Below are 12291 nucleotides of genomic sequence, written 5' to 3'. Positions count from 1 at the left end.
AACAAATATAAATTTGTAATTGTAAGTATTTGTAACCGTACTGACACATGTCATAGCCACTCTCTTGTAAAACTTGCTGCTAACTTATTCAGTTTGCATAAAAAAACGGCACCCGCTAATAAGCTCATTTCAAGGGCTGAGCCATTGGCTGGTAAAGCCGCTGTATTTATGTAGTTAGAACCACCGGCGGTACCGTCGATATTTTCCAAACCAATCACCGCCCCACCATCTGGCGCTTCGCCTTGGTTTACATCAATAAAGTTCACGTACACTTTATCGGTGTTCAGCTCAAACCAAGCGTTAAAGGTATAAGCTGAGCCGGTTGGGTCGTCCCAGTTACGCACGTTGTACCATTCTAAAATCAAGTAGCGGGTACCATCGGTGCTGTTGATTAAGGTGTAACGTAACTCACCGTCTTCAGCAAACACCTCGTAGTCAGCCCAGAATGGCGCAACGATACCGTTTTCCCACATCACCATGCCTGAGTAGTTCACCCCATCTAAGGTCCAATAGGTTTCTTCTTCAAGCACGCTGAGATCGAATTCGATCCTCGCCTCATCACAACCTTCAACGCAGAGCTTCTCGTGGCCAATGTCCGCCAGAGCATATAAGTCATCTAAGCTCAGACCAGCAAATGGGAAGCTTTCTCCTGCTGCTGCAATGGTGGTAACAGCTGGATTGTTTGGCGGCCTGTTTAGCAGCAGGCTCTTTTCAGTAACGCTTTGTTAGCAATCGGCTTGGCACTTTGCTCGGTTACTGTAGGTTGGCTTGGTGAAGAATAGAGGTCTTGTGCAGCAAGCGTTGATACTCCCGTAGCGACATAATGCCGCAGGCTAGCTTACAACGAACAGCAACAAGAAAGTCATCAGCCGAGCAGCCCGTGAATACTTAATGATTAGGTTCTAACTGCAACCGCTCTGCTAGCAACACCGCTTGCGTACGGCTATACACACCTAGCTTACGAAAAATGGCGGTAATATGCGCTTTCACAGTCGCTTCGGTAATATTCAGCTGATATGCAATTTGCTTGTTGAGTAAGCCTTCGTGTAGCAAAAACAGCACACGATATTGCTGGGGAGTTAAGTCAGCCACTTTCTTAGCTAACTCTTGATCTTCATCGGTAATAGAATCAAGACGACCGCGCACCTCGTTCGGCACCCAGGTATCGCCTTGTAAAATGGCATCAATGGCTTCCGCAATCTGCGCCGAGGGTAACGATTTCGGAATAAATCCAAGCGCACCAAAACCAATGCATTTAGCAATCACAGCAGCGTCTTCAGAGCCTGAAATAATCGCCACCGGTAACAACGGAAAGTCTTCTCGAATACGAATCAATCCATACAAGTCTCCGCTACCTGGCATGTGTAAATCCAGTAACAGCAGATCTAAGTCATCATCTTGTTGCAGCGCCGCTAAGGTCGCGTCTAAATCGCCAGCCTCACGCAACTGTAACTCTGGATAATGATTGGCTAATGCCCCTTGTAATGCCTCCCGAAACAACGGGTGATCGTCCGCAATCAAAAATTTGGCCATACTAGCTTCCCGCGGCAATGCTAAGCCACCTAGCTACGGGAGTTAGGTGGCACATTGCATCGTTATTCGTTCATCCGGTACCGCTATAATTATTATTTATTCAAGCGGTTTTGAATTAACGAATCTACCACGCCAGGGTCAGCAAGGGTAGAGGTATCCCCCAAGTTTTCAAACTCATTGGCGGCAATCTTACGCAAAATACGCCGCATGATCTTACCTGAACGGGTCTTAGGTAAGTCTGCTGTCCAATGAATAAAGTCTGGCGTTGCAATTGGGCTAAGCTCTTTACGTACCCAGTCGCGTACCTCTTTGGTCAGCTCATCCGTTACCTCAGTACCAGCCATGGCCGACACATACACATAGATGCCCTGCCCTTTCACGTCGTGCGGATAACCCACCACAGCCGCTTCAGAAATCTTCGGATGCTCAACCAACACCGACTCAATTTCGGCGGTACCTAAACGGTGGCCAGATACGTTCAAGACGTCATCAACCCGACCTGTGATCCAGAAGTAACCATCTTCGTCACGACGCGCGCCATCACCGGTAAAGTACATGTTCTTATAAGCTGAGAAATAAGTCTGTTCAAAGCGCTCGTGGTCACCCCACAAAGTACGGGCTTGGCCCGGCCATGAATCAAGAATAACCAAGTTACCCTCAACGGCGCCCTCTAGCACCTTACCATCAGCATCCACCAAGGATGGTTTCACGCCAAAGAACGGCCGTGTTGCTGAACCTGGTTTCAAATCAGTCGCACCTGGCAATGGCGTGATCATGATACCGCCCGTTTCAGTCTGCCACCAAGTATCAACAATCGGGCAGCGGCTATCGCCAATCACTTTGTAATACCACTCCCAGGCTTCTGGGTTAATGGGTTCACCCACTGAGCCCATGGTGCGCAATGATTTACGCGTTGAGGTTTCAGCCGCAGCAGTACCCTTCGCCATCAACGCACGGATCGCAGTAGGTGCAGTATATAAAATAGTCACACTATGTTTATCAATCACTTCGCCAATACGCCCCACGCCTGGGTAAGTTGGCAAACCTTCAAAGATTAAGGTGGTAGCACCGTTGGCTAAGGGTCCATAAACAATGTAGCTATGGCCCGTGATCCAGCCCACATCGGCCGCACACCAATAAACATCATCTTCATGATAGTCAAACACATACTGATGCGTCATCGACGCATAAACCATGTAGCCACCGGTGGTGTGTAACACCCCTTTAGGCTTACCCGTTGAACCTGAGGTATACAGAATAAACAGCGGGTCTTCAGCATTCATCACTTCTGGTTGGCACTCAGCCGGCACATCTTTCACCAGCTGGTCCCACGCCACATCGCGGTCATCGTGCCAGTCCACCTCACCATGGGTAACCTTGGCCACGACCACATGCTCTACCGTCGGGCACTTGCCATTACGCAACGCCTCATCAACGTTGGCTTTTAGTGGGGTCGCTTTGCCACCACGACGACCTTCGTCAGCAGTAACAATCACTTTTACGCCACAGTCGTTTACTCGGTCCGCAATCGCATTTGGCGAGAAGCCACCAAAAATAACCGTATGCACTGCACCAATACGGGCACAGGCCAACATCGCATAGGCCGCTTCAGGCACCATCGGCATATAGATAGCTACCCGATCACCTTTCGCCACACCTAATTTTTTCAAGCCATTAGCAAACCGCGATACTTCCGCGTGTAGCTGCTTGTAGCTGATTTCATTACTAACGGACGGGTCATCGCCTTCCCAAATAATCGCGGTTTTGTCACCGCGCTCAGCTAAGTGGCGGTCGACACAGTTGTAACAGGCGTTCAAGGTACCATCTTCAAACCACTTTATGCTCACGTTGCCCGGTGCAAAACGGGTGTTTTTAACTTTGCTGTAAGGGCTAAACCAACTGATTCGTTGGCCTTGCTCACGCCAAAAACCCTCTGCATCATCAACACTTTGCTGATACATGGCGAGGTATTGGTCGTTATCAATCAGCGCCCGCGCTTTAGCATCCGCCGGCACTTTATATAAGTCATGTTGCATAAAACCTCCTTTGAACTGCGAAATCGTCATTAGCTATTGGCTATTTGATATTGGTCCACGGTGGGCGCCCTCTAATATCTAATAGCTAATATCTAATATCTAATCGCTAATAGCGCTCTTGTTATTATGTTTTTCAATGCCTCTACCTTCATTTATTCGGGGCTGCGAAGCCATTAGACCATAGTCTAGATTGATAAATCACCCATCCTGCTATTGACTATAACTTAAGAGTGCCAGCGTCAAAGATTGCTGATATTAGCTTGATGTAACACAACAAATTAAAAGTGTAGCTGATATCTAATAGCCGACATCTCAACACGAACTTGATTTTAAAAACAACAAGGAGCACAGCAATGCTGCATAAAACTCTAACCAAATCGCTGATTGCCGGTGCAGTACTCAGCGGATTGGCATTCAATGCCCAAGCCGCAGAGGGCCCCGAATGGTCATTCGGTGGCTACATAAAACTTGATGCCATGATATCTGATTATTCGGATGGTTCAGCCGGCTCTGGTAGCGACAAAAACATCGGTCGCCAGTTCTATATTCCTAGCCTAACCCCAGTAGGTGGTCGAGGTGACGATGCTGTCACCGACTTTCATGCGCGCCAATCACGCTTTTGGTTTGATGTGAAACAGGGCTTAGAAAACGGCGAAACCATCACCGGTCGTATTGAAATCGATTTTTTGACGGTGCCTAGTGGTGACGAGCGTATTTCTAACTCGTACGCGCCGCGTTTACGTCACGCTTTCTTGAAGTACAAGAACTGGACCATTGGCCACACCTGGTCCAACTTCCTAGATCTGAGCGTTTTTCCTGAATCCGTTGACTTTATCGGTGCTACCGACGGCATAGTGTTTATGCGCCAGCCACAAGTACGCTACACCCAAGGTAACCTGAGCTTCTCCCTAGAAAACCCAGAAACCACAGTTAGCCTCGTTTCTGGCACCGGTGCAGTATCACGCTTGGCCACCTCTGAAGGCATCATGCCGGATCTCACCATGAAGTACACCGGTAAAAGCGATAACTTCAGCTACAGCGTTGCTGGTTTAGTGCGTCAATTAGCACATGACATTGACAGTGACGGCGATGATGAAACCGTAGCTGGTTACGGTGTCACTTTTGGTGCTAAATACAGCCTCGGCAATGGTAACGACATTCGTGCCTCCTTTACTGCCGGCTCTGGCGTTGGTCGTTACATGGGTCTAAACACCTTCAACGGTGCTTACATTGCTAGCGATGGCAGCCTAGAAGCACTGGATGTAATGGGCGTAACCTTGGCCTATCGCCACAACTGGAACGAGAAAACCCGCTCTAACTTCGTCTTCAGCCGCGGCTGGGCCGATAATACCGATAATCTCGAAACCTCAAGCGCCACCGATTACACCCAACGTTTTGGCGTCAACGTCATGCACTCTGTAGACAAAAAACTCACCTTTGGTGCCGAAATCTCACGCGCTACTCGTGAAACAGCCAACAACCTTGATGGCGACCTAACCCGTCTCCAATTCATGGCCATGTATTCGTTCTAACAGCCCTTTAGAACTTCAAATCAAAAAAGGCAACGCCATTATCGCGTTGCCTTTTTCTATTTCGTCACTTGACAACTCCAATGTTGATATATAGGCTAAAACCTATAAAACAAGGATGTTAATCATGTGGACAATACGAACTACGGATAGGTTTGATGCTTGGTTTGATGCATTAGATGATACAGACAAAGAAAACGTTATCGCTTCGTTGCTTCTATTGCAAAGTGAAGGACCTTTTCTGTCGAGACCTTATGCAGATACTTTATATGGTTCTGTTCACAGCAATCTTAAAGAATTACGAATTCAATCAAAAGGTAAGCCCATCAGGGTCTGTTTTGCATTTGATCTAAGCCGAACGGCGATTATCTTGTGTGCAGCGCATAAAAACCGCAACACTCGGCTTTTTTATCAAACGATGATCGCGACAGCAGACCAAGAGTTTACTCGACATTTAATCGCTATGGGGCAGAAAGACAATGGCTAGAACACTCGAGCAATTAATAGCCAACGAAAAACCAGAGCTCATTGCAAGAGCCAGCAAGAAGGCTGATGCTATGCTGCTAACTATTCGGCTAAGTGAGATCAGGAAGCTGGTTAATAAAACCCAAGTTGATCTAGCAAACTCTATGGGAATTAAACAACCCACGGTAGCAGGTATGGAAAAAACTGGAGCCGATATTAAGTTATCTAGCTTAAAAAAATATATCGAAGCTTGTGGTGCTCATTTAAAAGTGGATATTGAACTTCCTGACGGGAGCCATCACCAATTTAGCTTGTAAGCGATAAACTTCAAATCAAAAAAGGCAACGCCATTATCGCGTTGCCTTTTTATTTGTATCAACAAATAGGTGAATTACTTCAGCATCTCTTCTAATTCAGCTTTGGTTTTCTCAATCATAAATTGTTCAAACAAAGCCTGCTCAGAGGTTGGGTCTAATTGCATGCCGCTCATGCCCACCATCTGGTTAAAGACTTCTTCTGGCTGTTCTAGCGCAACCAGCGCACACAGCTGTTTTTGGCCATCGATTTGCGCCAACGTCACTTCTTTCGGAATCGCACCCTCAAGTACTTCAGAGCTTAATTGGGTGCTAGCTTGCGCAAAACTACTGCTCACCATGGCGCTCACGCCCTCAATGGTTTTAGCACTGACAGACTTATCTAACACCGCCGCGCGAGTGCGAATTTGTTGCGCCAAATCAGCACGTGCGGCCGCGATCACTTGGGCCCGGTCCACTTGCATTTGGCCACTCCACTGCACGCACTGAGAGCTCGCAAGAGCTCCTTCTACTTCCGGCAAAAACACCCAGCTAGGCGCATTATCCGTTTCGTTTTTAGTTACCTCGCGCATGGTTTGCGCGCCATCATTAGAACTACAAGCCGCTAAGGTGGCAGCTACAGCACCGGCTAACGCCAATTGTAAAACTTTAGAGTGTTTGTTCATGATTGTAATTCCTCTTTATAAAACTGCTGTCGCTGCACAACTTTGCGCAGATAATTCTTGGTTTCAGTAGCCGGCAAATGTTGCATCAAATGCTCATACACAGCTGCTGCGCTCATGCCATTAGCTCGCTGCGCCGCATCGCTCAGCGATTTCGTTTGGGCCATCGCCAAACTCACGTTACCTGGCCCCGTATTGTAGGCCGCAATCGCCAAATACATTCGGCTCACGGGATCTTCCACCTGCTTAAAGTACCTGTTACCAAGCAGATGCAAATACACGGTACCAGCCTGCACATTTTGCTCAGGGTCATACAAGTATTCCGCTGATAACACCCGTTGCTGCCCGGTTAAAAACTCAGTCACATCACGGCCCGCCGAGGTAGGCACAATTTGCATCAATCCAAAAGCAGGAATCGGCGACCGCGCCAACGGATTAAAACTCGACTCAGTGTGCATAATCGCCATCACCAATTCAACCGGCAAACCGCGTTGCATGGCATATTTTTCAGCAATCGGAAACATCCGTTGCGCCCGTTCACTGCTCACTTTCGTGGGCAATTGAATGGTCACTGAGGTGGTCTTGCCTTGGCGCTTTACTTGCGCTGGTTGCTGCGTCACCTCAGCTGCCGACACCCCGCCTAACAACGAACTTTGCTGCATCTGCTGGGAATTTTTAAGCTGAGCTAGATTCACCCCAGCATTCACATGAATAGGATCTTGGGCCACAGCTTCTGCTAACGAGGTTCCGGTCGCTTTGGCTAACACTTGTTCAGCCTCAGCGCGCACTGCTGCCTCAGATTTACCGGCCGTCTCAGAGGCTAAAAACTCCACCGTCACCGTGTCATTTTCATAATCGATGATGGTACGCTGGCTTTGGTCATCGGAGTAGCTCACCCACTTGGTTTTACCCGACACCATGCCATCGTTCCAGCGCTCTTTAAGCTGCTCTACGTAGTTCTTTTCGGCATCTTGCCAGCGTTTCACAAAAGCTCGAAATTCAGCTTCGCGCTGCTCCGAAAACTTCTCAAACTGGGCCTTATTTTGCTGCTTAAAACGTTCAAAATCCGCTTGCTGGGCATGACCGTGCAACACCGCACCTGGCATCGCCACGGCCAACAACAAGGCCACCGCACTCATGCGCAAAGCACCAGTAGGTTTCATGCTAGTTGCCAAAGTAGCTGTTGAGGTCCATCGCTTGTTTCGCTTCATACGCGCGTAACTCCTGTTTGATTTGCGGCAGCAATTTTCTGCAGGCCACGCTACCACAGCTGTTAGCCAGCATCATGGCCGTTGCGATCTCGCCGCCTTGTAGCATCAACTCGGCCACCGCTAAGCGCGCATCATCCAATTGCAGCGCCGCTAAGTCTACGTTGGCTTTGGCATACGCCAACCCCTGTTGCGCAGGCGCCAATTTAGCAATCAGAGCAGCTCCATCAGCAGCAGTCGCACCATGGCTTAAGGCAACCTGTAACAACTGTTTTAACTGCTCTGGGGTTAACTCAGGGTATTGCGCCCAAGCAGCACGTACCGCTGTGGCGGCAATGCTCAGCGGCATATCGGTAATACTCACCATGCCCGTACAAACATGCGCATCGGCGTTGCTACTCAGCTTAAAGTTAGTCACCTCAGCTTCAACGTAACCCACCTGCTCGTCTATCGCAAAACCGACCTGCTCCGCCAAACGAGCTCTCACCTGCGCCATGTCCTCAGCTTGCATGGCTGTAGTACAAGCATTGCGCAGCATGCCATCGGGCATATTCTTACTTTTTAGGATCTCACCTTGGCGTTGCTGCGCCGGCTCGTTGATACCAGCCGCCATCGCCGTAAAGCTAGCTAGGCTAAGCCCAGCTAGCAGCGCTAACACCCCAACTTTATGAGCTGCGGCTAGCATTACAAGTTATCTTCATCGCTAACTTTGCCAGACGCGCCTTGTGAGTTCTTGGCACGCTCGTTCAATCCGCCACGGGCATTAGACTTGCCTTGCCCTGGTGCATCAGTGGCGTTCTGCCGCGCCGTAGCTTCTAATGAGGGTGCATACACAGCCACCGTGTACTGCCAAAAGCCATCTTCAGAGACAAACGAACGCAAACCTACTCCCGGCGGTAACTGGCCTTTGGTCAAAGTACCGTAGTCATCGCTTTGCTGCATTTGGTTTAAGAAAGTCACTTTATCTTGCTCTAAGCGAGTAACATTCTCAGGATCAGCCAACACCGGATCATCGTAAGTAAATTGCTCAGTGCTCTCTACTTGGCTTTCATCAAAGCTACCACGCCAGTAAACTTCTTCGCCTTGCATGGTACTTAACAAGGCAGCGCGCGCCCGCGTTTGCGACTGACGCAAGGCCGCATCCGCTAAACGCGAAGCCAGCCGTGGGTTGCTATTCTGGCGAATAATTGACGAACCAAAGCCCATCACAATCACTTCGCCGGTATTGGCATGAGTTAATACCTTAGCGCCCATCGGCGGCATCACCCCATCTTGAATGTCGCTTACCACTTGCTTGAACACTTCGTTCGGGTCGGTCACCACATTCAACGCACCCACGTTGTCACGAATAATCGAACGGGTTTTTGGAGTTGAAATCACACTCACCCGTACCCGCTTGGTGTCCACGTCATCAAACACATCGTAAGTAACGTAACCTGCCACCGAGCCGTTCACCGACTCGCTACAAGCTTCTTCTGAACTCACAGATTCGTTACCCATACCATCGGTACCGCTGTCAATAAAGTCCATGCTCATGCTCACGAGGTTACTACAAACCACGTTCACACCTTTCTGGTGCTCTACTAAGCCTTTTTTAGCCACCAAAAACGCTTGGTTGTAGGCGGCACGTTTGCTCAACAAACTGGCATTCGGGTTATCAAACAATTGATAGCTTGCCGAACCTGTAGATAACACCCCAATCCCACTACCTACCGCGATGGTCATCACCCCATCTTGGGTATTTTCCATCAGATTTTGGTGCGCAACGGTCACCGCTGTGGCTTCATCGTTGGCTACCACCACATTATCTTTGACTTCATAGTCACCGCTGGTTGGCGCTGCTTGGCCTGGTCGCGCTGGCATCATGTCGGTTAAATCAAAATCTTGTGCCATGGTAGCTGCTGAGCTCAAACCCATCACACTGCTAATAACCACCGCAATCAACGAATGTTTCATAATTTGTCCTTAACTTACCTAAACTTATAGAAATTTAATTTTATAGGCGTTATCAATTCGCGCCTGCGGTAACGGTGCTGCTAATAACGGCGGCAGTACTTGGCTCAATACCGAGGCCAACTCCGCTGCACTGCCGTTATAGCGCAACTGCGCCGTAACTAACTGCTCATTGCCACCTACCTGCACATCGCGCACACCGCCGATGGTCTGCAACACACCAGGCAACTCTGCGGTACTACTCAAATAGCGCCGAGCAATGGCGATTTCATGAATCAGTCCGCCCTGCGCTACCATCTGGGTAAAAGCCTCATGCAACGCGTTGGCTAAGGCCGCGCGCTGTTGCTCATGGCTTAAATGAACATCCAGTAAATCGCGATGAATACCTGTTTTGTTAGGCAGCGCTAATAATGCCGGGTTATTGTTCCACTGGCCATAAAGATTGCCGGCGGCATCTTCTACCTGCACACCTAAATGCAGTCGCGCACTATTGCCACTCACACGCACATCGGCATTGGCATTCACCAATAAACTGGCATTCTCACTCACTTCAATACCTTGGCGATTCAGCCACAAGCGCAAATGATCAGCCAGCGGTTGCGGTGCCATCACCCGTACCCGTGGCGAGCCAATCGCAGTCAAAATATCTTGCGCCGCTTGCGCTAGCTCTTGCTTTTCAACCACTGCTTCTAGGGTTAACTTAACGCCGCCATCACTCAGCATCTGGGTATCCAATAACTGCCAACGTTTTACCAAGCCATTGCTGCGAGTGTGCAACTGTTGCGCCACCACATCCTTAAGGCTTTCGTTCACTTCGTCATTGGTTTGTTCAATCGACGAGTTAGAGTACTGGCTGTAGTTTTGCTGCAACCACACCCCAACCACTTGCGATACCGCCCGACGCAAGCCATCAACTTCCGCCACTTGTTGCGCGCTTAAGCCCTTGGCTTTATTCGGCCAACCTTCGCCGTTCACCACCACCGCAACTTCACGGCTGGCATCATCCCATACGATATCGCCATCCAAGGCATCAGCGCCACCGACATCCGTACCTCGCACCAGCGTCATGCTAACGCACGTATCTGAGCCCTGCAGCCAAGGTTGGCCACTTTGCACAAATAAATTAGCGACCGTGATGCCACTTTGGCTGGCCTCTTGCAAACTCTGTACCCACTGCGTCGCTTCAGCGGCACTGGTGGTAGTTAGCGAGTCAGCTACCTCATTTAATTGCAGCAGCGCGGGCCCTTTCACAAAGGCCGCTAATTCTGCCGCTGCCTGCGCTTCAGCTTGTGCAATGGCTGCTGCACCGCGTCCATAGGCACAAGCCTGCACGGTAATATCGGCATTACTATTAAAACTAATCGAGCTGGCGTGTGCTGCCGGGGCCGCCCCAAACGCAAGCGCTACCAGCCCCGAAAGCATCGCCACTGCTGGTAATTTAGCAGTATGGTTGCGTGCTTTTATCATGTTCTATTCTCCAAGAACCCCGCTGGAGTTCCGACACTGATGGCGAAAATCTTAACGCCATTGCTTGGACGATAAATACCATTGCTGGCTGAACGTTCAATCTGATCGGCCAAGCGCGAATTTTTCCAACGCACGATAGTACCGTTGGCGCTATTAATCGACGGCTGCACTCGAGCAACCCCAATCGGCTCCACAAACCCTGCTTCGTATTGAAACACAATCATGGTTTCGTTAGGTAACACACCGGCATTCTGGCCCCGATCTAAACTAATTTGGTCGCCTTTAATGCCTAACACCTGTGCCGAGGCTGGCATTTCTGACAGCATCCGCGTCAGCAAAATATCAATACCGCGAGACGCCATATCATTGATCACTGCGTTTACATGAGCGCTGTCGTTATAGCGGAAGCCCGAAACGTAACGGTTATTGGCCATGATAAACTTCAGCTCGCTACGGTCGCGCACTTCTTCTGATTTCACCCGCACTTTACCTAGGTTGGGATACGACATGATCTCACGGGTACGCGGATTGATGGTAGCCGCAGTAAGCTCCAAGGTGTAATCCATCCAGCCGGTAATCGAACCTTCGTTCTTAACCGTGCGTAAAGTATCAATTTTCACCACGTAATCAGGCAGTAACGGGCCTGAACCACTAAAGTATTCCGCCGCTTTTGCTGCACCCTGCTGCTCTAACACAGTGGCGCTTTCAGCATCAATCACCGCATCATCACGGGTTACAATCCGGTAGCGGTTAATGCCACTGAATTGGTTTTCTAGCATAAACAGCAACTGGGTATCGTCGTAGGCCCGCAGAGCATCAACGCCTTGGCCTTCGCCACCCACGTCAGTGCCAGAAAAGTACATGCGTACAATCGGCTTTTTCAAAGGACACGCAGGATGTTCGTTATCCACATCAAAGGTACAGTTCTCTAGCCCTTGTGTGTTAAAAAATGCCGGTACCGAAATATCGCTATCATTGAATTGTTCAGGTGCCTTGGCAACATTTACTCCAGATGACCGATTCGACACCTTGGTGCTTTGCGTTTGGCTAGGTGCGGTAGATTGGCACGCCACCAACACACTCAAGGCGATAGCTGATACGGCTAATTTGGCAAACTTCATATT

Annotated in this window: 12 protein-coding genes; 3 read left to right on the top strand and 9 right to left on the bottom strand. The window is 49.4% G+C overall.

The window, feature by feature from the left end:
- Nucleotides 1-50: 50 nt before the first annotated feature.
- The 3 genes from ACQ661_RS09605 to acs all read right to left on the bottom strand — a co-directional run bounded on the left by ACQ661_RS09605 (nucleotide 51) and on the right by acs (nucleotide 3569).
- Nucleotides 51-530, bottom strand: coding sequence for a hypothetical protein (locus tag ACQ661_RS09605; protein WP_431668236.1), 480 nt, complete (start codon nucleotides 528-530; stop codon nucleotides 51-53).
- A 358-nt stretch (nucleotides 531-888) separates the two neighbouring features.
- Entirely contained in the window at nucleotides 889-1533 is a 645-nt protein-coding gene (locus ACQ661_RS09600; RefSeq protein ID WP_110076068.1) for a response regulator transcription factor, read from the bottom strand.
- 92 nt (nucleotides 1534-1625) lie between these two features.
- Nucleotides 1626-3569, bottom strand: a complete 1944-nt coding sequence (acs, locus tag ACQ661_RS09595) for an acetate--CoA ligase (protein WP_431668235.1) — start codon at nucleotides 3567-3569, stop codon at nucleotides 1626-1628.
- 353 nt (nucleotides 3570-3922) lie between these two features.
- On the opposite strand from acs, the gene ACQ661_RS09590 reads away from it, so the two are divergent.
- From ACQ661_RS09590 to ACQ661_RS09580, 3 genes are all read left to right on the top strand, one after another.
- On the top strand, nucleotides 3923-5101 hold the full coding sequence (locus ACQ661_RS09590) for a DcaP family trimeric outer membrane transporter (protein ID WP_431668234.1): 1179 nt from the start codon (nucleotides 3923-3925) through the stop codon (nucleotides 5099-5101).
- Nucleotides 5102-5225: 124 nt separating this feature from the next.
- A complete protein-coding gene (locus ACQ661_RS09585; RefSeq protein WP_110076065.1) occupies nucleotides 5226-5585 on the top strand; it encodes a type II toxin-antitoxin system RelE/ParE family toxin in 360 nt (119 codons plus the stop codon).
- Entirely contained in the window at nucleotides 5578-5880 is a 303-nt protein-coding gene (locus tag ACQ661_RS09580) for a helix-turn-helix domain-containing protein (RefSeq protein ID WP_110076064.1), read from the top strand. Before ACQ661_RS09585 ends, ACQ661_RS09580 begins: the two co-directional genes overlap by 8 nt.
- A 74-nt stretch (nucleotides 5881-5954) precedes the next feature.
- On the opposite strand, the gene ACQ661_RS09575 is transcribed toward ACQ661_RS09580, so the two are convergent.
- Genes ACQ661_RS09575 through ACQ661_RS09550 form a run of 6 tightly spaced genes read right to left on the bottom strand, consistent with a single transcriptional unit; the run spans nucleotide 5955 to nucleotide 12288 of the window.
- A complete protein-coding gene (locus tag ACQ661_RS09575) occupies nucleotides 5955-6542 on the bottom strand; it encodes a hypothetical protein (RefSeq protein ID WP_110076063.1) in 588 nt (195 codons plus the stop codon).
- Nucleotides 6539-7750, bottom strand: coding sequence for a transglycosylase SLT domain-containing protein (locus tag ACQ661_RS09570; protein ID WP_431668233.1), 1212 nt, complete (start codon nucleotides 7748-7750; stop codon nucleotides 6539-6541). The genes ACQ661_RS09575 and ACQ661_RS09570 overlap by 4 nt, the downstream gene beginning before the upstream one ends.
- Nucleotides 7704-8432, bottom strand: coding sequence for a hypothetical protein (locus ACQ661_RS09565; RefSeq protein ID WP_431668232.1), 729 nt, complete (start codon nucleotides 8430-8432; stop codon nucleotides 7704-7706). Before ACQ661_RS09565 ends, ACQ661_RS09570 begins: the two co-directional genes overlap by 47 nt.
- Nucleotides 8432-9703 (bottom strand): hypothetical protein, encoded by a 1272-nt coding sequence (locus ACQ661_RS09560; protein WP_313932546.1) that lies wholly within the window; start codon nucleotides 9701-9703, stop codon nucleotides 8432-8434. The genes ACQ661_RS09565 and ACQ661_RS09560 overlap by 1 nt, the downstream gene beginning before the upstream one ends.
- Before the next feature lie 24 nt (nucleotides 9704-9727).
- A complete protein-coding gene (locus ACQ661_RS09555) occupies nucleotides 9728-11167 on the bottom strand; it encodes a hypothetical protein (protein ID WP_431668231.1) in 1440 nt (479 codons plus the stop codon).
- A complete protein-coding gene (locus tag ACQ661_RS09550; protein ID WP_369743479.1) occupies nucleotides 11164-12288 on the bottom strand; it encodes a hypothetical protein in 1125 nt (374 codons plus the stop codon). Before ACQ661_RS09550 ends, ACQ661_RS09555 begins: the two co-directional genes overlap by 4 nt.
- Nucleotides 12289-12291: the final 3 nt, after the last annotated feature.

Origin of the sequence: Pseudidiomarina sp. WS423 (assembly GCF_050750165.1) — a bacterium.
GTDB lineage: Bacteria > Pseudomonadota > Gammaproteobacteria > Enterobacterales > Alteromonadaceae > Pseudidiomarina > Pseudidiomarina fusca.
This window is presented reverse-complemented; position numbering and strand designations above follow the sequence as displayed.

Coding starts and splice junctions, on each gene's coding strand:
- ACQ661_RS09600 (WP_110076068.1), bottom strand. CDS start 1,533: ATGGCCAAATTTTTGATTGCGGACGATCACCCGTTGTTTCGGGAGGCA.
- acs (WP_431668235.1), bottom strand. CDS start 3,569: ATGCAACATGACTTATATAAAGTGCCGGCGGATGCTAAAGCGCGGGCG.
- ACQ661_RS09590 (WP_431668234.1), top strand. CDS start 3,923: ATGCTGCATAAAACTCTAACCAAATCGCTGATTGCCGGTGCAGTACTC.
- ACQ661_RS09585 (WP_110076065.1), top strand. CDS start 5,226: ATGTGGACAATACGAACTACGGATAGGTTTGATGCTTGGTTTGATGCA.
- ACQ661_RS09580 (WP_110076064.1), top strand. CDS start 5,578: ATGGCTAGAACACTCGAGCAATTAATAGCCAACGAAAAACCAGAGCTC.
- ACQ661_RS09575 (WP_110076063.1), bottom strand. CDS start 6,542: ATGAACAAACACTCTAAAGTTTTACAATTGGCGTTAGCCGGTGCTGTA.
- ACQ661_RS09570 (WP_431668233.1), bottom strand. CDS start 7,750: ATGAAGCGAAACAAGCGATGGACCTCAACAGCTACTTTGGCAACTAGC.
- ACQ661_RS09565 (WP_431668232.1), bottom strand. CDS start 8,432: ATGCTAGCCGCAGCTCATAAAGTTGGGGTGTTAGCGCTGCTAGCTGGG.
- ACQ661_RS09560 (WP_313932546.1), bottom strand. CDS start 9,703: ATGAAACATTCGTTGATTGCGGTGGTTATTAGCAGTGTGATGGGTTTG.
- ACQ661_RS09555 (WP_431668231.1), bottom strand. CDS start 11,167: ATGATAAAAGCACGCAACCATACTGCTAAATTACCAGCAGTGGCGATG.
- ACQ661_RS09550 (WP_369743479.1), bottom strand. CDS start 12,288: ATGAAGTTTGCCAAATTAGCCGTATCAGCTATCGCCTTGAGTGTGTTG.